Annotated in this window: 14 protein-coding genes; 9 read left to right on the forward strand and 5 right to left on the reverse strand. The window is 58.9% G+C overall.

From position 1 onward, the window contains the following. Nucleotides 1–19: 19 nt before the first annotated feature. Nucleotides 20–1,279, reverse strand: a complete 1,260-nt coding sequence (gene hemW, locus AC3YUO_RS03585; protein ID WP_489961683.1) for a radical SAM family heme chaperone HemW — start codon at nt 1,277–1,279, stop codon at nt 20–22. Nucleotides 1,280–1,762: 483 nt separating this feature from the next. On the opposite strand from hemW, the gene AC3YUO_RS03590 reads away from it, so the two are divergent. From AC3YUO_RS03590 to AC3YUO_RS03625, 8 genes are all read left to right on the forward strand, one after another. Next, nucleotides 1,763–1,966, forward strand: a complete 204-nt coding sequence (locus tag AC3YUO_RS03590; protein WP_118641645.1) for a helix-turn-helix transcriptional regulator — start codon at nt 1,763–1,765, stop codon at nt 1,964–1,966. Next, the gene (locus tag AC3YUO_RS03595; protein ID WP_489961684.1) at nt 1,963–2,391 is read left to right on the forward strand and encodes a hypothetical protein; all 429 of its coding nucleotides are present in this window, start codon (nt 1,963–1,965) and stop codon (nt 2,389–2,391) included. The genes AC3YUO_RS03590 and AC3YUO_RS03595 overlap by 4 nt, the downstream gene beginning before the upstream one ends. 71 nt (nt 2,392–2,462) lie before the next feature. Further along, the gene (locus tag AC3YUO_RS03600; RefSeq protein WP_489961685.1) at nt 2,463–2,879 is read left to right on the forward strand and encodes a DUF2178 domain-containing protein; all 417 of its coding nucleotides are present in this window, start codon (nt 2,463–2,465) and stop codon (nt 2,877–2,879) included. A 30-nt stretch (nt 2,880–2,909) separates the two neighbouring features. Beyond that, nucleotides 2,910–3,335, forward strand: a complete 426-nt coding sequence (locus AC3YUO_RS03605; protein ID WP_489961686.1) for a hypothetical protein — start codon at nt 2,910–2,912, stop codon at nt 3,333–3,335. A 14-nt stretch (nt 3,336–3,349) separates the two neighbouring features. After that, complete coding sequence (locus AC3YUO_RS03610; protein WP_489961687.1) at nt 3,350–3,811, forward strand: hypothetical protein; 462 nt, start codon at nt 3,350–3,352, stop codon at nt 3,809–3,811. After that, nucleotides 3,787–4,719 (forward strand): RluA family pseudouridine synthase, encoded by a 933-nt coding sequence (locus AC3YUO_RS03615; protein ID WP_489961688.1) that lies wholly within the window; start codon nt 3,787–3,789, stop codon nt 4,717–4,719. Before AC3YUO_RS03610 ends, AC3YUO_RS03615 begins: the two co-directional genes overlap by 25 nt. A gap of 156 nt (nt 4,720–4,875) precedes the next feature. Then, nucleotides 4,876–6,603, forward strand: a complete 1,728-nt coding sequence (locus AC3YUO_RS03620; RefSeq protein ID WP_489961689.1) for a phospho-sugar mutase — start codon at nt 4,876–4,878, stop codon at nt 6,601–6,603. A gap of 368 nt (nt 6,604–6,971) precedes the next feature. Then, a complete protein-coding gene (locus AC3YUO_RS03625) occupies nt 6,972–7,403 on the forward strand; it encodes a hypothetical protein (RefSeq protein WP_489961690.1) in 432 nt (143 codons plus the stop codon). A 71-nt stretch (nt 7,404–7,474) separates the two neighbouring features. On the opposite strand, the gene AC3YUO_RS03630 is transcribed toward AC3YUO_RS03625, so the two are convergent. Beyond that, entirely contained in the window at nt 7,475–10,057 is a 2,583-nt protein-coding gene (locus tag AC3YUO_RS03630; RefSeq protein ID WP_489961691.1) for an S-layer homology domain-containing protein, read from the reverse strand. A 593-nt stretch (nt 10,058–10,650) separates the two neighbouring features. On the opposite strand from AC3YUO_RS03630, the gene AC3YUO_RS03635 reads away from it, so the two are divergent. Continuing rightward, complete coding sequence (locus AC3YUO_RS03635) at nt 10,651–11,055, forward strand: hypothetical protein (protein ID WP_489961692.1); 405 nt, start codon at nt 10,651–10,653, stop codon at nt 11,053–11,055. Between the two features lie 69 nt (nt 11,056–11,124). Here AC3YUO_RS03635 and AC3YUO_RS03640 read toward each other — a convergent pair whose 3' ends face one another. The 3 genes from AC3YUO_RS03640 to AC3YUO_RS03650 all read right to left on the reverse strand — a co-directional run bounded on the left by AC3YUO_RS03640 (nt 11,125) and on the right by AC3YUO_RS03650 (nt 19,747). Further along, the gene (locus AC3YUO_RS03640) at nt 11,125–13,932 is read right to left on the reverse strand and encodes an S-layer homology domain-containing protein (RefSeq protein ID WP_489961693.1); all 2,808 of its coding nucleotides are present in this window, start codon (nt 13,930–13,932) and stop codon (nt 11,125–11,127) included. 1,435 nt (nt 13,933–15,367) lie between these two features. After that, nucleotides 15,368–17,026 (reverse strand): ribonuclease J, encoded by a 1,659-nt coding sequence (locus AC3YUO_RS03645; RefSeq protein ID WP_489961694.1) that lies wholly within the window; start codon nt 17,024–17,026, stop codon nt 15,368–15,370. A gap of 330 nt (nt 17,027–17,356) precedes the next feature. Next, nucleotides 17,357–19,747: a sugar phosphate nucleotidyltransferase gene (locus AC3YUO_RS03650; RefSeq protein WP_489961695.1), complete on the reverse strand. Its 2,391-nt coding sequence runs from the start codon at nt 19,745–19,747 to the stop codon at nt 17,357–17,359. Nucleotides 19,748–19,807 lie beyond the last annotated feature (60 nt).

The following is a 19,807-nucleotide window of genomic DNA, read 5'->3' on the forward strand; positions in this document are numbered from 1 at the left end:
TTCGGATCCAATCGAGCCGTTACGACTTTGACCCGTCCTCCCGCCGATGGCCGAACTGCTCCCGGGCCCGGGGCAGCAGGTCCTGGAACCCGGCCCGCTCCTGCCGCTCCAGCAGGTCGCCGATGAGCTGGTTGGAAATGAGAAAGCCCCTGGGTGTGAGCCGCCAGCGGCCCTCTTCCGTCTTCTTTGCCCAGCCCTGGGCCTGGAATTCCTCCAGCCGGGCCTCCAGAGGGGCAAAGTCCATGAAGTAGGTCCCCCGGTACTCCCATTCCTCGATGCCCTCCACGGTACGCAGCCGGAGCATCAGGTACTCATAGCCCCGCTCCCGCTGGGGGATGAGCTCCTCGCTGTCCAGGATGGTTCCTCCCTTCAGCACCCCGTCGATGTAGCCGTCCAGGTCCCGGACCCAGGAGTAGCGCCGCCCGCCGAAGTCGGAGTGGGCCCCGGGGCCGAAGCCGATGTAGGGCTTGAGCTGCCAGTAGCGCAGGTTGTGCCGGGAGGCAAAGCTGGGCTTGGCGAAGTTGGAGATCTCGTACTGGGGATAGCCCGCCCGCTCCAGACGGCCCACCGTCCACAGGTACATGTCCGCCTGCTGGTCGTCGTCAGGCAGCACCTCCCCGGCCTCCACCCGCTTCTGCAGGGGGGTGCCCTCCTCCACCTTCAGTCCGTAGCAGGACAGGTGCTGGGGAATGAGGGACAGGGCGTGCTCTACCGAGGCCTTCCACTCCTCCATGGTCTGGCCGGGCAGGCCGTAAATCAGGTCCAGAGAGAGATTTTTAAACCGGGCCTTCTTGGCGGCGGTCACCGCCTCGTCCGTCTGCCGGGGGCTGTGGGGACGGTGGACCGCCTCCAGCTCCGCCGGACAGGCCGACTGCATGCCCAGGGACAGGCGGTTGAAGCCCGCCTTCCGCAGGCGCTTCAGGGCCTTCAAATCCACGCTGTCCGGGTTGGCCTCCAGGGTAATTTCCGCCCCCTTCTCCACGGTAAACAGCTTCTCAATGGCCGCCAGCAGCTCCCGCAGCCGCTTGTCCCCGTAAAAGCTGGGGGTGCCGCCGCCGAAGTAGATGGTGTCCACGGGAATCCCCTTGGCCAGGGGCGCGGTCTCCGCCAGATGGGCCAGCAGCGCCTTCTGGTAGTCGTCCATCCGGTCCTCCCGGCCGGCCAGCGAGTAAAAGTCGCAGTAGTCGCACTTGCTGCGGCAGAAGGGTATATGAATGTAAATGCCCAGCTTGTCCCGCTCGGGGGCCTGGGACGCAGGGCCTTTCTTGTGTCCGAACATGGGAAATCCTCCTTGTTTGTTCCCTTGGTTGGGTACATTCCCGCCTTTATTATAATGCGTACGGCACAAAGCCACAAGCCTTGAAAGCCAAGACTTTCAGGGCAAAATGGCTTTGTGCAAGTGCAAGGGGTTTGGGCAATTTTGTCCAAACCCCTTGTACGTTCTGCCGGCGCGTTTCAACGCGCCGGCAGAAAGACGCATTGTAACAATGACTGAATTCCATAAAAGCGGCTTCTTTGATCCGCTTTTATGGAATTGCGCGGCTACCGCCGCGTAAAGAAACCGATTTTCGGTTTCTTCCGTAGACATTATTATAACGTCCGGTACAGCGCAATGCAAACAGAACCGAAAAAGGGCACGGAAAAAGAGACTGAAATTTTTTCACCTGCAAAATGTAAAGCTACCTTGACACAAAGTGTAAAGCGTGCTATACTCCGATTGTAAAGTAAACTTTACCTTTTGACTTAGATTGGAGGCGGTAAGGTGACCAATCGAATTGCCCAGCTGCGGAAGGAGCGGCGCATCTCCCAGGCGGAGCTGGCCGACGCGGTGGATGTCACCCGTCAGACCATCATCTCTCTGGAGAGTGGGAGGTATAACGCCTCCCTGCTGCTGGCCCACCGCATTGCCAAATACTTTGGCCTGACCATTGAGGAAGTCTTTTTGTTCGAGGAGGAAGAGCCATGAAAGGAGATTGGAAGGGAAAGGTCGCCTATGGCGCGCTGATGCTGTGCGCATTCTGGAAGGTGACCGTTGTACCCAACACGCAGGGCTCACCCTTATATGAGCCGATGAAGGCAGGAGTGATGTCCATAGGCTGGGTTCTGGCGGTCTATCTGTTTTATTGGTACACCCGCAAAAAGCAATGGGAAAAGGCGTCGCCGGAGGAGCGGCGGGAGCTGGAACGGGCGGAGACCGACGAGCGCAACCAGTTTTTGTGGGGTCAGGCGGCCTACTTCTCCTGGCAGATTATGCTCTTTTCCCTGGCCGCGGCGGGGGTGGTCATGTCTGTACTGGACTGTGTGCCCGGCATGCTGATGGTGATGGCTCTGTTCGGTGTTCAGATGCTGTCCTATCTGGCCCGGCTTCGCGTTCTGAATCAAAGATTTTGATGCCCGGCCCACTATTGCCAAATATTTTGGTCTGATCGTTGATGAAATCTTCTTATTTAGGAGGAAACACCATGAAGAGACGAAACTGGTTTCCCTGGACCTGCGGAGTCCTTCTGCTCGTTGGACTGCCCCTTCAGATGGCTGTCCTGCCCGGGCTAGTGGATGCGCCTTATTACCGGGCCCTTCGGATTGTACTCAGCGCAGTGACCGCCGGCTCCGCTGCCGGTCTTGTGGGCTGGGCAATTCAGCGAAGGAATCCAGAAAAGAAGCGGCAGGCGGAGCGGGCAGAGCGGGACGAGCGCAACCGGATGATCTGGGAAAAGGCGGCCTATTTTACCTGGCAGGCCACCCTGTTTTTCCTTCTGGCAGCTTATATTGTGCTGGACATCCTGGAGTGCACTCCGGGGGTGGCCGCAGTGCTGGCGGTTTTGTTCCTCAGCCTGGTTACCTACCTGGTCGCAGTACGTTTTCTGGCAAAGCGCTTTTGATCCGCCGCTTGGCGGGGAAAGGATATGGATATGAAGAGCGAGCATAAAAAATTGGTTCTGGGCGCCCTGGGCCTGCTGGCCGGACTTCTTCTCATCGGATACGCCCTGGTGCTGGGCGATCGCCTGCCCGGCCCCATTATTGGCCTTATGTGCGGGTGCGGCGGCGCTCTGGGCGGCGTGGGAGGAACCGCTCTGCTCATCCCCCTGCTGATGCGCTCTCTGTCCCCGGAGCAGCGCAGGGAGGCGGAGCGGGCGGAGACCGATGAACGCAACATTGCCATCCGGGAGAAGGCCGCCCAGAGCAGCTTTTTTTGGACGCAGTGCCTGCTGTGGGTCCCCTTTGTGGTGGCCCTGATAGAGGGGAGCCTGCTGTGGATTCTCCTCTCCACAGGGGCCATTGTCCTCCACAATGTCTTTTACCTTGTGAACCTGGCCCGGTGGAACCGGCGTCTGTAAGGGAGGGGTTTTTTATGATTCTCAACCGCTGTACCGCGGGGGACGACTACGGCCGGGCCCTCCGCATCCGCCGGAGGGTGGGCCTGTGGCTGGCCGGTCTGGGCCTGCTGGGGCTCATTGTCTCCGTCACTCTGCTGCCCCAGAGTCCCCTCAGCGACATAGCCCGGGCCTTCTACCGGGGCGGCAGCTTCGGCATCCTCATCTCCGCCTGCGGCATCGTGTTCCGCTCTCAGTGGATGCTCCGCCATCCGGAGCGCTGGAAATCCGCCCGCATCCGGGAGCGGGACGAGCGTGGCCAGTACCTGGTGTCCCAGGCCGCCCAGTTTGCCGGGGACGCCCTCATTTTCCTCCTGACGGGAGCATCCTTTGTTCTCATCGCCGTGGACACCCGTTTGGCCATGGCGGCAGTGGGCTGCCTGGTGCTCTACGGCCTCCTGTACGGGGCGGCCTATTGGCGGCTGTCCAAAAAGCTGTGAGCCGCCGGCTGGAGCTGCCCGTCACGGCGGAGCTGGCAGGTATCAAGGTGGACACTCTGCTGAAAAAGCACCTGGGTTTGTCCGGGACGGTGGTGCGGCGGGTAAAGTGGCTGGAGGACGGCATTCTGGTGGATGGGGTGCGGGTAAACACCCGGTACTGCCCCCAGGAGGGGCAGGTACTGTCGGTGCGGCTGTCCGACCCGGAGCGGCGCAGCGGCATCGTCCCCGCTCCCGGTCCCCTGGACATCGTCTACGAGGACGAGGACTTGCTGGTGCTGAACAAAGCCCCCGGCGTCCCCGTACACCCCGGTCCCGGCCACTTTGATGATACAATTTGTAATTTCCTGCTCAATTATTACGATTCAAAGGGAATCGAGGGGGACGCCCACCCGGTTCACCGGCTGGATCGGGGCACCTCCGGCCTGCTGGTGGTGGCCAAGCACCCCCACGCCCAGGAGGTGCTGAAGGAGCAGCTCCACACCCCCCAGTTTCGCCGGACCTATCTGGCGGTGTGCGAGGGGGCTCCCCAGCCCCCTTCTGGGCTGATTGACGCCCCCCTGGGCCCCAAGGCGGGCTCCCTGGTGGAGCAGGAGGTGCGCCCCGACGGCAAGGCGGCCCGCACCCGGTACGAGACCCTGTGGACCGACGGGACCCGTTCCCTGCTCCGTCTGGAGCTGGACACCGGCCGCACCCACCAGATTCGGGTCCATATGGCCTACTTAGGCCACCCTCTGGTGGGGGACTTTCTCTACGGCCTGGAGGCGCCGGAGCTCATTCCCCGCCCTGCCCTCCACTCCTGGCAGGTTACCTTCCGCCACCCCATTACCGCACAGGAGCTCACCTTTACAGCTCCTCTGCCCCGGGACATGGCGGCCCTCCTTCCCCCGGAAGCAAGCTCAGCCCTTTAAAAATCTTTTGTCTCCGCCGCGGAACGATGCCGGCAGAGAATTTTCTCCCCGCTCTCCCCCAAGAAGCACTGGAAGTCTCTCTGCCGGGATGCTATAATAAAACCACGTATTTGGGCCGCCGGCCCGAGGGAGATTTTAACATAGGAGGTCGTTGTTATGTCCTATCGCGATACTTACCAGGCCTGGCTGAACAGCCCCGCCCTCTCTGCCCAGGAGAAGGCCGAGCTGGAGGCCATTCAGAATGACGACAAGGAGATTGAGTCCCGCTTTTTTGACCAGCTGGCCTTCGGCACTGCCGGGCTTCGCGGCACCATGGGCGTGGGTCTTTACCGGATGAACGTCCATGTCATCCGTCACGCCACCCAGGCCTTTGCCCAGGTGATCCTGGAGGAGGGCCCCCTGGCCGCCGCCCGCGGTGTGGCGGTTTGCTTCGACTGCCGGAACAATTCGGACATCTTTGCCCGGGAGGCCGCCTGCGTCATGGCGGCCAACGGCATTCCCGTGCGTCTCTTTGAGTCCCTGCGCCCCACTCCCGAGCTGTCCTTTGCGGTCCGGGAGTACGGCTGCATCGCCGGCATCAACGTCACCGCCAGCCACAACCCCAAGGAGTATAACGGCTACAAGGTGTACTGGGAGGACGGCGCTCAGCTGCCCCCCAAGCACGCCGACGAGGTAGCCAAGAAGATGAAGGAGCTGGACGTGTTCGCCTGTGTCAAGACCATGGACTACGATCAGGCGGTGGCTGAGGGCAAGATTGTCCTCATGGGTGCCGAGACCGACGAGAAGTTCCTGGCCAACGTGATGGAGCAGGTCAACGACAAGGCGGTGGTGGAGCAGGTGGCCGACACCTTCAAGATGGTGTATACCCCCTTCCACGGCACCGGCTACAAGCTCATCCCCGAGGCCCTCAAGCGCCTGGGCATGAAGCACGTCATCTGCGTTCCCGAGCAGATGGTCATTGACGGCAACTTCCCCACCGTGGTCTCCCCCAACCCGGAGAACCCCGAGGGCTTCTACCTGGCGGTGGATATCGCCAAGAAGGAGGGCGCTGACTTCATTCTGGGCTCCGACCCCGACGCCGACCGCGTGGGCATTATGGTCCGCACCAAGGAGGACGACTTTGTGGTCATCTCCGGCAACCAGACGGGCGTGCTGCTGCTGGACTACCTCATCGGGGCCAAGAAGCGCACGGGCAAGCTGCCGGAGAAGCCGGTGGCTCTCAAGACCATCGTCACCACCGAGATGGCCCGGAAGGTGGCCGAGGTCAACGGCCTGCAGTGCTATGACACCTTCACCGGCTTCAAGTTCCTGGCCCAGAAGAAGGACCAGCTGGAGGAGAGCGGCCAGGGCAAGGTTATTCTGTCCTACGAGGAGTCTTACGGCTACATGCTGGGTGACTATGTGCGGGACAAGGATGCCGTCTCCGCCAGCGTGGAGCTCACCGAGATGGCCGCCTGGTACGCCTCTCAGGGCCTGACCCTGTACGACGCCCTCCAGCAGCTCTTTGAGAAGTACGGCTACTACGGCGAGAAGACCCTGAACCTGGTCATGCCCGGCCTGGACGGCCTGAAAAAGATGGCCGACCTGATGGCCGGCCTGCGGGCCCAGCCCCCGGTGGAGATCGCCGGTGTGGCGGTCCGCCAGCAGAAGGACTACCAGGACGGCAGCGTGGTCACCGTGGCCGACGGCAGCAAGTCCACCATGGAGCTCAGCGGCTCCAATGTACTGCGCTATGAGATGGCCGACGGCACCAGCCTCATTGTCCGTCCCTCCGGCACCGAGCCCAAGGTCAAGGTCTACATCCTGGCCAACGGCCAGAGCAAGGCCGAGTGCGATGAGAAGGTGGCCAAGTACGCCGCCTGGGCTGAGTCCCTCAAGGGCTGAACCACAACCGGATAAAACGCTGCAAGGCCCGCCTCCTTTGGGAGGCGGGCCTTGTTTTTGTATTTGCGGTGCCATTCGGGCATAGCGATACAAAATTTCCAGAAAATGTATAATATTGTACCATTTTGTACCCATCCCATCCGGGGGTGAGAAGGGAGGAAAAGGAGCGCGCCGCCCCTGGTTTCCAGGTACATACTAGGTATGAACGCAGCCCGGCCGACGCTCCTTTGCAGGGCGAAGCGCATCCGTCCGCCGTTTGAAGCCGGTCCCCTTCCAGGGACGGCCCTGTGAGCCGTCCGGTGCGCCCGCCCATGCTCTGCCCACAACCGGTGCGGAATGGGCGCAGAAAACAAAAAGAAGGAATGTTTATGGCAAGCAGCCAGACAACCAATTACGGACTGAATCAGTGGGCCGCCGAAGACACGGTACTGCGGGAGGCGTTTAATCAGGACAATGCCAAAATTGATATGATATTAAGGAATATAGAAACAGCAATTCCTAAAATAGCTTTTGGCCAGTACACAGGGACCGGTGTTTATGGCACGGACAATCCAAATGTGATAACATTCCCCTTCGTACCAAAGCTGGTGCTGATTTCCAATTATCAGGTCATCGGCAGCCGGAAAAATGTGGTGGGCTGGTTTTACGGCTACACCACCGGCGCCAATGACAACGATGTCAACACGAACAACGTGGAACTAACTTGGAATGGCACAACGCTCTCCTGGTACTCAAAAGACAGTGCCATGTATCAGTTGAACCAGCTCAACCAGACATATTATTACTGCATTATCGGATAAGTGTAAAAGCAGGCCCCGGGAATTTTCCCGGGGCCTGCTTTGTGATTAAGTTTCGGGTAACCAGTAACTGGTTAGGCAGAGGTCTTGTCGGTGTCGGTGACGACGATCATGCGGACGTTGTTGTCCTTATCCAGCAGGATAGCGCCCTCGAAGCCGGTCACGGCAACCAGCTCCTCCAGGGTATCCACATCGTCGCCAGTGCCGCTAATGGTGTTTACGAACACGGCATTGGCAGCCTCAGCGTCAGCAGCAAACGCCGCCTGAGAACCACTGTTCACATTCACAGTCAGGGCAGTGCCCAGCTTGCTGAAGGTGATAGCCTGAGTGTTGCTGGTGTAATCATAGTAGTAGGCGTAATCGCTGTTGCCCAGAGCGGTCAGGGTGTAGTAGCCATCAGCGTCCTTCTCGAAGGAGCAGAACTTGTTGGCAAAAGAGGACAGGCTGCTGCTCTTGGAGTTGAAGGAGATCTTCTCACCCTGCAGATTGTAGGCCTCGTAGGTGTAGAACTGGTTATTACCGTCGTGGCCGCCGCCAGTCACAGCCGCAGAGGCAACATAGATGATGTCGGAAGCAACAGTGGCGCTGTAAGTGCTGTTCTTAACCAGAACCACGGACACATAGGGATCGCCGTTGGAGTCCTTCACTACCAGAGCGGCGGTGTTGGCGGCGATGGTCTTGGTGATGCCGCCGGACACAGCAGTGGTCTTATCGCCGTTCTCGAAGATGTAGGTGGTGTTGGCATCCACATAGGCCTTGGTATCGGTGCTGCCATTGGCCAGAGTGATGATCTTAGTGTCAGCCTTAAAAGCAACCTGGGCTTTCAGCTTATCAACACCAACGGTCACGCCGGAGGTGCCGACGCTGCTCCAGTTGCTGCCCAGCTTACCAGCGCCGACAGCCTTCAGGATCAGATCGCCATCGGAGTTAGTGTCAACAACATAGAAGTTATCCTCAGAAGCGGTAAGAGAGGCCTTGGAGGACAGGATCTTGTAAGTGCCATCCATGTAGACAACCTTGACATAGCTGATCTGCTCGCCAGCAGCGTTCACACTCTGATAATCGTTGCTGACAGCGTACACAACATCGTTCACGTCAGCAGTAGCAGCCTTACCCTCCAGGCCGATGATGTATCCATTCAGCAGGTAAGCAACATACTCGGTGTTGTTCACGGAGGGAGTAGAGTACTTCAGCATCAGCTCGGTGCCGTCAGCAGTAGAGTACTTGGTGCCGGCAATGCTCAGAGAAGTAACATTACTAGCAGTAGCATCGGAGCCGGTATAAGCGGTAACCTTGCCGGTAACAGACTGAGCAGCCTCAACCTTGATTACATCGGCAGCAGCGGCAGCATTAGCGGTAGCAGTGGTCTTGTTGAGATAGACAATGACATAGTCATCTTCAGCAAAATCCTTGCAGGCATAGCCGTTAATGTCAGCGTTGCTGGTCTTGGAGTAAACGGTCAGGTCGATCTTGCGATCGGCAGAAGCGGTAGCAGCGGTTACCTTATCAACCTTGGCCAGCAGACCATACTGAACCAGAACAGCATCAATGGTGCCATCATCGTTCTGGTCAACGATGTTCACAATAGCACCGTCATAGTTGGCAAACGCGCCAACCTTGGTGGTGCTACCCTTCCAGGTAAGGCTGGAGGAGTTGCCATCGCTGGTGTCAAACTTCACTTTACCGGAAGCAGCATTGCCGTTCTCCTGAATGGTGATGGCAGCGCTAGTCCACTCACCCAGCTTGTACAGATCACCAAAGGTAACCTCGGAAGCATTGGTGTAAGAAGCAACCACCTTGGCAGTGGAGTAAGTGCCGATCTCCTTGTCAGAGCCAGTGCCATACTCCCACTTGTTTCCAGTAAAACCAAAATCTGCGGCCTGGCCAGTGGTCAGCACCAGATCACCCTTATACAGCTGCTCGCCCAGCTGAACAGTGCACTTGCCAGCATTGAAGTCAGCACCAATGACATCGGCATAGCCGCCGTCAGCACAGGTAACCTGCAGAGGCACATACTTGATGGAGCTACCGATAGTCACGTCACCGATGGAAATACCATCGTTGCCCTCGGCCTCCACAACGTCGGCCTTCAGGGTGTTCAGAGCGATCTGAGCCACGTCGTTGCGGGTCATAGCGGTGGTAGCACTGGCGGTAATGCCGTCAAACAGGTTGATCTTGGTGCCCTGCTTCACGGTGGCAACCTGCCAGTCAGAGCCAAAGTCGCTGGCGTACTGGAAGTAACCCAGAGCCTTCATCATCATCAGAGCAGCCTGGGCAGTGGTGACCTCATAGTTGAAGCCATACTCAGTGGCACTGATGCCGGCAGTAATGCCGTCAGCATAGCAGGCGGCCACAAAGCCGTTAGCCCAATCGGGCACATCAGTGAAGGGCAGCTTGGTACCGGCAAAGTCGGTAGCCTTGTAGCCCAGCAGGTTGGAGATGACCACGGCCATCTCGCCGCGGGTGACCTTCTGGTCGGGGTTAAAGTTGCCCTTGTCGTCACCGGACATGACGCCAACGGCCTGCATGACCTCAATGGCTTCCTGATTGTTCTTGGAAGTCACGTCGGCATAGCTCGCACCGGTTCCGACTACCATCATGCCGAGGAGCATGACAGAAGCCAGAGCCAGGCTGAGAGCCCGCTTCAGGTTTCTCATTGGAATTCCTCCTTTTAATATTTGGTCCTCCAGTATGTAACTTTTTGGACCGTTTTCCGGGCTTCCAGACCCAGAATTCGGGTTTCAGGGAACTTTTCTGGCTTTTTAGACCAGTATAACGCCCCTTTCATCGCAAAAAACGTGTGTAAAATTGAACTAAAATTAAAAAAACAGGCTGTTTTCTAGTAAAAAAATTACCTTGGTAGACATTTGGTAGACACCCAGAAAATGGAAAAACGCGGAGCCCTTGAAACACAAGGGCTCCGCGCCTTTTTTGGTAGACATTTGGTAGACATGGTGGTTGGCTGCGCCGGAAAGCAATTCCTGCACGCAAGTTCAAGACAAATTTGGGGTGCAGGTGATGTGCGGTATAAATCTAAAACAGGGGCGGGCATGATATCATGCCCGCCCCTGCATTTACATAGTTCAAAATAGCTATAGTGCACCTTAATTTCCAGAAAATGTATTTTTACATGCTATTTTGCATCCCATCCCACCAGAGATGAGAGGAATTAGCCCTCGTGTCCTTCCGTTTTGATGGGAGGACGTAAATCCCTTATCATAACGGTTTACACAAAGAAGGAGGAATTTAGATGGCAAGCAACCAGACCAGCAATTATGGACTCAATCAGTGGGCAGCAGAGGACGCTGTACTGCGTGAGGAGTTTAATCGGGATAATGTGAGACTGGATGAAATATTGGGGGCATTAAGTGAGGAGCACATTCTTATCGGTTCATATGTAGGGGATGGTGTCGAAGAGCGAACCATTCAGCTACCTTTTACCCCTCGCTTTGTGATGCTGTCCGGATATTACAGCGTTGGCAATGCTTCTTTTGCTATATTATCGCTTGCCTTTGACAAGTACCGTCACAGCTTTAACGGGGGCGATGGGAACAGTGCCACGGGAACTATGGAAATTGTCGATGGAGGATTTAAGGTACAAGGCATTCAACACAATGCACTGGATTCGGAACAGCATTATTTTGCCATGCGGTAAGAGCAAAGGGACAGCCTATACAGGCTGTCCCTTTTGCTTTATTTGCTGGGAATTCTCAGTGCGGGTTCATTAGTCGACGGTCACAAAGATAGCGGCCACATTGGAGGTAGCAGCGCCGTCCTTGGACTCGAGAACCACATAACCACCGTTGCCATTGACTTCGAGCAGGTCGCTGTCAATGTAAACAACCTGAGTCTTGTCAGTCATGTTGTAATAGACGGTGCCAGCCTGAACCATAGAACCGGACACGGTCAGGGTAGCGTCGTACACATAGTACACGTTGGTCAAGGTGGTGTTGGTGGTACCACACAGCAGGTCGGTGCTGTTGGTCACGATCTTCTCGGAGCTGTACTTGTACAGACCAGAAGCGGCCAGAGCGGTGCTGTTGCTGGTGGTCAGGGTGATGGTGGAACCATCGGCCAGAACCGCCTCATAGCTGTAGCGGGCATCGCTGCCAGTACCGTTAACGGTGTACTTGGTGTGATCCACATAAGCATAGTTAGAGGTCTCAGCAGTCAGTGCAGAGGCGATAGTGACATAAATCACAGAGGCGGTACCAGTAGCAGTGGTAGCGCCACTGCCAGTAGCGGTCATCACAACGCAAGCATTGTCAATAGTGCCAGCAGTCACAGTGTTGGGCAGGCCGCTGTTGCCGGTGTAAACAGTGGCAGTCTTGTCATCGCTGTTGTAAATGACATACTTGGAGTTCTTGTCGACGATGACAGTATCAGAGTTGCTGCCAGTGACACTGGTCACTTCGTCAGCCAGATTATCCACATCAGCATCCAGGTACACGCTGTCAACGGTCATGCTGCTGGAAGCAGCAGCCAGACCCTCCAGGGTAATGGTGTTGTCCTCCAGGGTGTAGCCGTAGACGGAGGCCAGAGTACCAGCAGCGGTCTTGACAGTGGTATCAGTGTTAGACACAGTACTTCCAGTTCTGGGGGCATCATAGACCATGATCTTAGTGCCCTTGATGTAGTAGTCACCAGCATTGAACTTCACCTTGCTGGTGATAGAATTCCAGTCGGCATCGGCACCGCCACTATGGCTAGTAGCACTGGCACCAGCAGGACTATTGTCAGCATCGGTTCCAATCACGCCATCGCCAGCCTTGACCTTAGCAATTGCAACATTATAAACAGCCACGGAGCCGTCAGCCAGGACCACACGGGCCTCAACAGAGGGAGTGGTGCCGTCAATGGTGGTGGTCAGCTTGCCGTTGGTGTCCACAATGTAGGCATAATCGGTAGAGGCGGCGGTGGAGGTGGTGTTCACCACGTAGCCGTACTGGTCAATGTAATACACGGCTTCCTTGCTGCTGTTGTTGAAGGAAGTGAGGGCAACCTGAGTGGTGCCGGTCTGGGTGTCAACACCAGTACCAACCTTGTACTTAGTGCCGGAAATGGTGATCTCGCCATCAGTGGTCTTAGCGGTCTGAGTACCGGTCACAGAAGTGGTGGGATAGACATACAGATCGCTGCCGGTGGGCTGGACATAGGTCACGATATCGCCCTTAGCAAGCTTGCTGGCCATCACGATAGTGTCGTCGCTGCTGTCATCCACATAGTCGATGCCAGTAACGGCAGAGCCGGTGATGGGAGTCACAGTGTAAGTGGTACGATCCTTGGCGGTCACAACATTGGTAACCTCACCAACGGTGTAGGTGATGGTAACAATCTCATAGATGTGGTTGTTGTCATCCGCATACACCTCAACAACCTTGCCGTTGGCAGTCAGAGCAGCCAGAGCTTTGGCAATGGTATCGTTAGTAGCAGTAAAGTCGATCTCAGCGCCAGCATTCTTGTTGTTGTAAACCAGATTACCGATTGTGGCACTGGCATAGTTATTAATATCAGCGCTGGTGCTGTAGGTGGTAGTGTTGTTAACCTTCTGCCAGTCATCGCCAGCTTCAGCAGTGCCATTACCATTGGCATCCACATAGACATAGTAGCTGGCCAGGTCCTTTGCGACATTGTCAGCCTTAACAGCACCAGTGTAGGTCAGGACGGGAGTCTTTACAGCAAAGGTAGCATCCTTGCCCTCATAGGTCCAGGTATAGCCGGGACGGCCGAAAGCATCCTCAGTAGCGCCGTTGTTCTTCTTCAGGTCGGTGCCGTACAGCTTCTCGCACAGCTGCTGAGTACCAACGGTACCGTCGGTAGCGCCGGCACCGGCATAGTTGGCAGCACCCTCACCAGTAATAGTAATGGGATTATACTGGATGGTGTAGCCAGTGACGATAGAAGTGCCATCGGGCATGGTAATGTTGGTGCCCTGGCTGCCGCTGTAATCCACCACAGAAGCCTCCAGAGAATTCAGAGCCATCTGGGCGACCTCGTTGCGGGTCAGAGCAGAAGAAGCACCGGCAGAGATGCCGTCGAACAACTGAATCTTGGAGCCCTGCTTCACGGTGGAAACCTGCCAGTCCTGACCAAAGTCAGGAGCAAACTGGAAGTAACCCAGAGCCTTCATCATCATCAGAGCGGCCTGAGCAGTGGTGACCTCATAGTTGAAGCCGAACTCAGTGGCGCTGATGCCGGCGGTGATGCCGTCAGCATAGCAGGCGGCAACATAGGCCTTGGCCCAGTCGGGTACGTCGGTGAAGGGGATGGAAGCCCCCACAAAGTCCTCAACCTTCAGGTTCAGCAGGTTGGCCATAACAACAGCCATCTCGCCGCGGGTAACCTTCTGGTCGGGGTTGAAGTTGCCATTGGTGTCACCAACCATGACGCCAATGGCCTGGATGACCTCAATGGCTTCCTTGTTGTCCTCGGAAGTCACGTCGGCATAGCTCGCGCCGGTTCCGACAACCATCATGCCCAGGAGCATGACAGAAGCCAGAGCCAGGCTGAGAGCCCGCTTCAGGTTTCTCATTGGAATTCCTCCTTATAATTTTTGGTTCTCTGGTATTTCTACTTTTTGAACCGTTTTTCGGGAAATTTCCCGATTTTTAGAGGTTTTGGGAACTTTTTAAGGCGTTTAGGCCGGTATAACTCCCCTTGCCTCTGTACGTATCATACCAGACCCCTCCCCCAAAGTCAACGGCTTGGACCGAAGTGTAACAAAACCGTAATATTGGGGTGAATAGGCCATTTTGGAGGAATTTCATCACTTTTTTACCTGCTTTTTCCCGGTGTCCCCGGAGCACGGACAGGCTTTTGGTCACATTCACGGCACTATTCCGCGACACTTTTTTGTGTTTTCACTTAAAATATTTTTTCCACAGTCTGTGGCATCTCTGTGTGCAACTTTCTTCAAATCAGGCTCCGGTGTGGAAAGAGCACCAGAGCAGCGGCGCAGCCTTCCACCGGGTCTGAGGCTGCGGTGCGGGTCACGCAGGAGGCAAGCGGCTATGGCCCCCTGCCAGGGCCCTTCGCAGGGGCGGATATCATCCGCCCGTTCAAATTATGTGCCTGCGGGCGGGATGGGATGGTTTCGCCCTTCGGGGCGAGTAACTTTCTGTACGGACAGAAAGTCACCAAAGAACCGTCAAAGGGGAGAGGGATTTCGATTTCCCTCTCCCCTTTGAAATCCCCTCTCCTTAAAACGACCAATCAGGGGGGGCTTCGGGTCCCTACCCCCTCTGTCTTGCTTCGCTCGACATCTCCCCCTGACAGGGGGAGTCGGCCCCCTATTGGATGTACCCCCCGGGGGATGGCAGTAACCTGAAAACTTCTGCGCCGGAATAGACCCGCGGTCGACGAAACCGCCAGAGGGTGCGGACCTGGAGCAGGTGCGTGTTCACGGCAGTCTTGCCCATCCGGCACCAGCCACGGAGGCGGAGCAACTACCGAATCGCCGCGCGAGGGCGGAACGCCAGGCGCGACAGCTCTTGTAGGAGTTTAAGCCTGTTCAATCAATACGGAGCGGCAGCGGGCGGCGCGAGGAACGGTGTCCTGTCCTTTGCCCGCGCCGAATGGAGGTACAAAGCCCCTTGGTGGCTCCCCCGTAGAAAAAACAAGGGGTCCGGGGGGAGGCGGGATAGGGCATTGTTAAATGCCCGTGAGCCGCCCCCGGCGGTCTTTTGGTTCCTTTTGTACCGCTACAAAAGGAACTCGCCCGCAGGCGAAATCCACACGTGTCTTTTTGTGGCCAGGCAAAACGGGCGGATGATATCCGCCCCTACGAAACAGGATCAACATGCGGGCAAATATGGCTCCCATCCCTTAACGTATCCCCAGTCGGGCGCAGAGGCGAAGCGAAGCTTCGCACAAAGTTCTTTGCCAAGCTTTCTTTCAAGAAAGCGGGACGCCCTCCTTATATAAATATAAGGAAGGCGTCCGTATGCCGTATGCTAAGCGTACTCCGCTCAGACCTCCATGATAACCGGCAGAATCATGGGAGAACGCTTGGTCTTTTTATAAAGGTAGTTGGACAGGTCGCCCTTGATCACGCCCTTGATGGCGGACCAATCCTTGGCGTACCGGGTGTCTACACTCTCCAGAGCCTCCAGGGCCACCTGGCGCAGTTCCTCCATAAGCCCCTCCGACTCCTTCACATACACAAAGCCGCGGGTGATGATGTCCGGCCCGGACACCAGAGCGCCGTCCTCGCCCGACATGGACAGCACCACCACAATCATGCCGTCCTGCGCCAGATGCCGCCGGTCCCGCAGCACCACGCTGCCCACGTCGCCCACGCCGTAGCCGTCCACAAATACCTGACCGGCGGTGACGGTGCCGGTGATTTTGGCCGACTTCTGGGTCAGCTCCATCACCTGGCCGATGTCCGCAATGAGGACATTCCGGGGATCCATGCCCATCTGCTGGGCCAGCTTGGAGTGGATCTGCAGCATGCGCTGCTCGCCGTGAACAGGGATAAAATACTTGGGCTTCACCAGGGCGTGGACAATCTTCAGCTCCTCCTGGCAGGCGTGGCCCGACACGTGCAGGGCACGCTCCCGCTCGTTGAGCACCTCGGCCCCCTTGCGGTAGAGCTCGTTAATCACGTTGCCGATGGCGTTCTCGTTGCCGGGAATGGCGCTGGCCGAGATAATGACCCGGTCACCGGGCAGAATATCCACCTGGCGGTGGGTGTTGAAGGCCATGCGAGTCAGAGCGGACATGGTCTCGCCCTGGCTGCCGGTGGTGATGATACACACCTTGTTCTTGGGCAGGGACTTGATGTGGTTCAGGTCCATGAGCACTCCGTCAGGAATGTTCATATAGCCCAGCTCGGTGGACACCTTCATAATATTCTCCATGGACCGGCCGGTCACCGCCACCTTCCGCCCATAGCGGGCGGCCACGTCGATGATCTGCTGAATGCGGTCTACATTGGAGGCGAAGGTGGTGACGATGATCCGCTCCTCACAGCCCCGGAACAGAGCGTCAAAGGAGGCGCCCACGCTGCTCTCGCTCCGGGTGTAGCCCGGGCGCTCCACGTTGGTGGAGTCCGCCAGCAGGGCCAGCACCCCTTCGTTGCCCAGCTGGCCCAGACGGGCCAGGTCGATCATGCCGCCCTGGATGGGGGTAGTATCAATCTTGAAGTCGCCGGTGTGGACGCAGGTGCCCACCGGGCACTTGATGGCGAAGGCCACCGCGTCGGCGATGGAGTGGTTGACGTGGATGAACTCCACGCTGAACTTGCCCGCCTTGACCACGCTGCCCGGCTCGCAGGTGATGAGCTTGGTGCGGTCCAGCAGCCGGTGCTCCTCCAGCTTCAGCTTGATGAGCCCCGCGCTCATGCGGGTGGCGTAGATGGGAGCGGTGACGGAGCGCAGCACATAGGGCAGCGCGCCGATGTGGTCCTCGTGGCCGTGGGTGATGAAGATACCCCGGATCTTGCTCTGGTTCTTGATGAGATAGCTCACGTCGGGAATGACCACGTCGATGCCGTACATGTCGTCATCGGGGAAGCCCATGCCGCAGTCCACCACAATGATATCTCCGCCGTACTCGTAGACGGTCATGTTCTTGCCGATCTCATTCAGGCCGCCCAGGGAAATGATTTTCAATTTTTCTGCCATAAATACTCCTTATTCCTCAAAAATGGGTGATGTATGGGACAGAATGGCCACAAAAAGCCGGCCGTGCTCCTGGCACAGCGGCAAGACGGAAGGACGGCGTTCAATCGGCCCTGCCTCGCCGGTTGAAGCGCGCTGTCCCTTCGTCTTGGGATTCTGTCCTTTGGTTGTGCCCGCGGTCCGGCCCCGTCTGTGTGCAATTACGGCTGGGATGCGCGGAATTTATTTAGACGCGGTGGGCGGGAACCGCCGGCTGCCGCGTATAAATCCAGAATATAGCAGGTACAGTATAGCACATTTTTCAAAAAAGTACACTATGCGTTTGTAGAGAATCTATTTGTCGCTTTTTTCCGCCCCTTGGGCATCACGCCGGGCGATTTGACGGTCCAGTGCGGCGGTTCGGTGGGCATAAAAATCACACAGCTCCGCGGCCAGCTCCAGGTCGGGACCCTCCGCCACCACCCGCAGGGCCGCCCGCCGGGCCAGAGGGGCCAGGTACACCCATCCCTCCCCCGACCGCAGCCGCAGGCCGTCCCCCTGGGGCGTACAGCCACGCTCCCGGGCCAGGGCCTCCATCACCGCTCCCCGGTTGGCGGACAGGGGCACCTCCCGCTTCCAGGCGGAGAACCGGGGCGTCTTGGAGATGAGGGTCTCCAGGCTCTGCCCCGCCGTCCCCATGCGGGCGCAAATCCGGGCCGCTGCACTGGGGGCTGACCACATCCAGGGCTGCTCCCCGTGGAGGCGGCGGGCCTCCTCCCCGTCCCGGCCCAGGCGGAGGATGGTGCCGCTGTACCCGGCGGCCACCAGCTCCACTGCGGCGGTGGCCTGCTGGGGCACCGCCGCCCGGCCAAGGCCGTTTTCCATCTCAATGAGCACCGCCAGGGTGAGCAGCTGCCCGGAGTCCAGCAGGGCGCCCCGCTCATCCCGTGCGGTGAGGCGAAAGCCCCCGTGGCCGGCATAAAAGGCGGGGATACCGGGCTGCCACCGATCTTCCACATGGCAGCCCAGGGCCAGCAGCGCCTCCCGCACCGCCCGGTTTTCCGCCGTGTCCGTCCCTACCGCCGCCCGCACTCGCCGCAGAGGAGCGCGGCCCAGGGCGGCCTTGGCGGCCACCGCCTCTCCCACCTGCTCCGGGGTGATCTCCAGCCGCTCCAGCCGGCCCACCCGGTCTCCCCGGACCCTGAAAAAGTCTCCCCGGGCCAGGGTGTGCTCCAGCTGCCGCTGCCGTTCCCGCTCCAGGGGCAAGCCCAGTTGGTCAAAGAGGTGGAGGTAAACCTGCCCGCCGTCCGTCTCCTCCACAAAGAGGGAGACGGGCAGCTCCCGCTCCCGGGCCAGCCAGGCACCCTGGACCGGGCACTCCAGACCGTGGGTCAGGGGACGTCCTCCGGCGGCGGCCACTCCCGCCACCGCCGCCCGGGCCAGCATACGGGCCCCGGGCCGGTCACTGCACCCCAGCCCCACGGCTCCCGCTGCCCCCAGGGCGCTGCCCAGGGCCACCAGACTTTCCGGGCCCAGATCCTCCCCCAGCACGCCCTGGATGACCCCCTCCTCACCAAAGCGCAGGGTGCCTTTCTGGCTGCCGCTGGTCACCGACTTGGTAAGCCGGCAGCCGGCGGAGGCGCTCTGCCCCGGCCACAGGCACACCCGCTCCAGCAGCACCGACTCCTCTTCCGCCAGGGCGTTTTCGCCCAGCACCGCGCCCTCGTTGAGCACCGCGCCCCGGCGCACCGCCGCGTCCCGGCACAAAATGGCCCCGTACAGAGTGGACCGCGCCCCCACGGCCGCCCGGGGCAGCAGCACCGACCGCTGGACTATGGCCCGCTCTCCCACCCGGGCACCCCGCTCCAGCACGGTGTGGGGGCCCAGCAGGCAGCCCTCTCCCAGCTCCACGTCCTCCCCAACGAAGCAGGGGGGCACTACCTTCACGGAGCGTGGAATGGGCTTGGCGCTCCAGATGCCCGGGGCGCGCTGTTGGAGGCCAAGCTCCACCTTCAGCCTTCCGCTCAGCGCATCGCACACACACTCCAGATAGGCGCCGCAGTCCCGCAGATCCCGCCAGCAGCCCTCCAGCGGGACGCTGTGGAGCTTCTCCCCCCGGCGCAGCAGCTCCGGAAACAGGTCCCGGTTCAGATCGGGGCACTCCACCTGAGGCAACGCCTCCAGGGCCCTGGGGGAGAGAATGCAGATGCCGGTGCTGACCAGGCTGGTGCCTACCTGGCTCCAGTCGGGCTTGTCCACAAAGCCCTGCACCTGCCCCGCCCCGTCGGCCACCACCAGGCCGTACTCCGGCGGGTCGGGGCGGCGGCTGAGCACCAGGGTGGCCGCCGGGGCCATCTGACGGTGGACCTCCACCGCCCGCTTGAGGTTCAGATCGCACACACAGCCTCCTCCCATCACCAGGAAGTCCTCCTCCCCCAGATGGGGCAGGCAGTGCCGGACGCTGCCCGCGGTGCCCAAGGGTTCCTCCTCCACGTAGGTAAGCTCCACCCCCAGCCGTGCCCCATCCCCGAAAAAGGCCCGGATTTCCCGGTCCCGGCTGCCCAGGGCCACATACAGCTGGGTAAACCCGTGGCGCCGGAGCAGGGCAATGGTGTGCTCCATGACCGGCCGCCCCAGCAGGGGCAGCATGGGCTTTGGCGTACCCAGAGACATGGGGCGCAGGCGCACCCCCGCGCCCCCCGCCAGAATCACCGCCTTCATCACATCCCACCATCCTTTCTTCATTGCCCCCTAGTATTCCCGTCCCGCCCGCCTTTCATCCCCGCTTGTTCTCCGGGCGCAAGT

This window comes from Pseudoflavonifractor sp. HNCC25GI2, assembly GCF_058136395.1.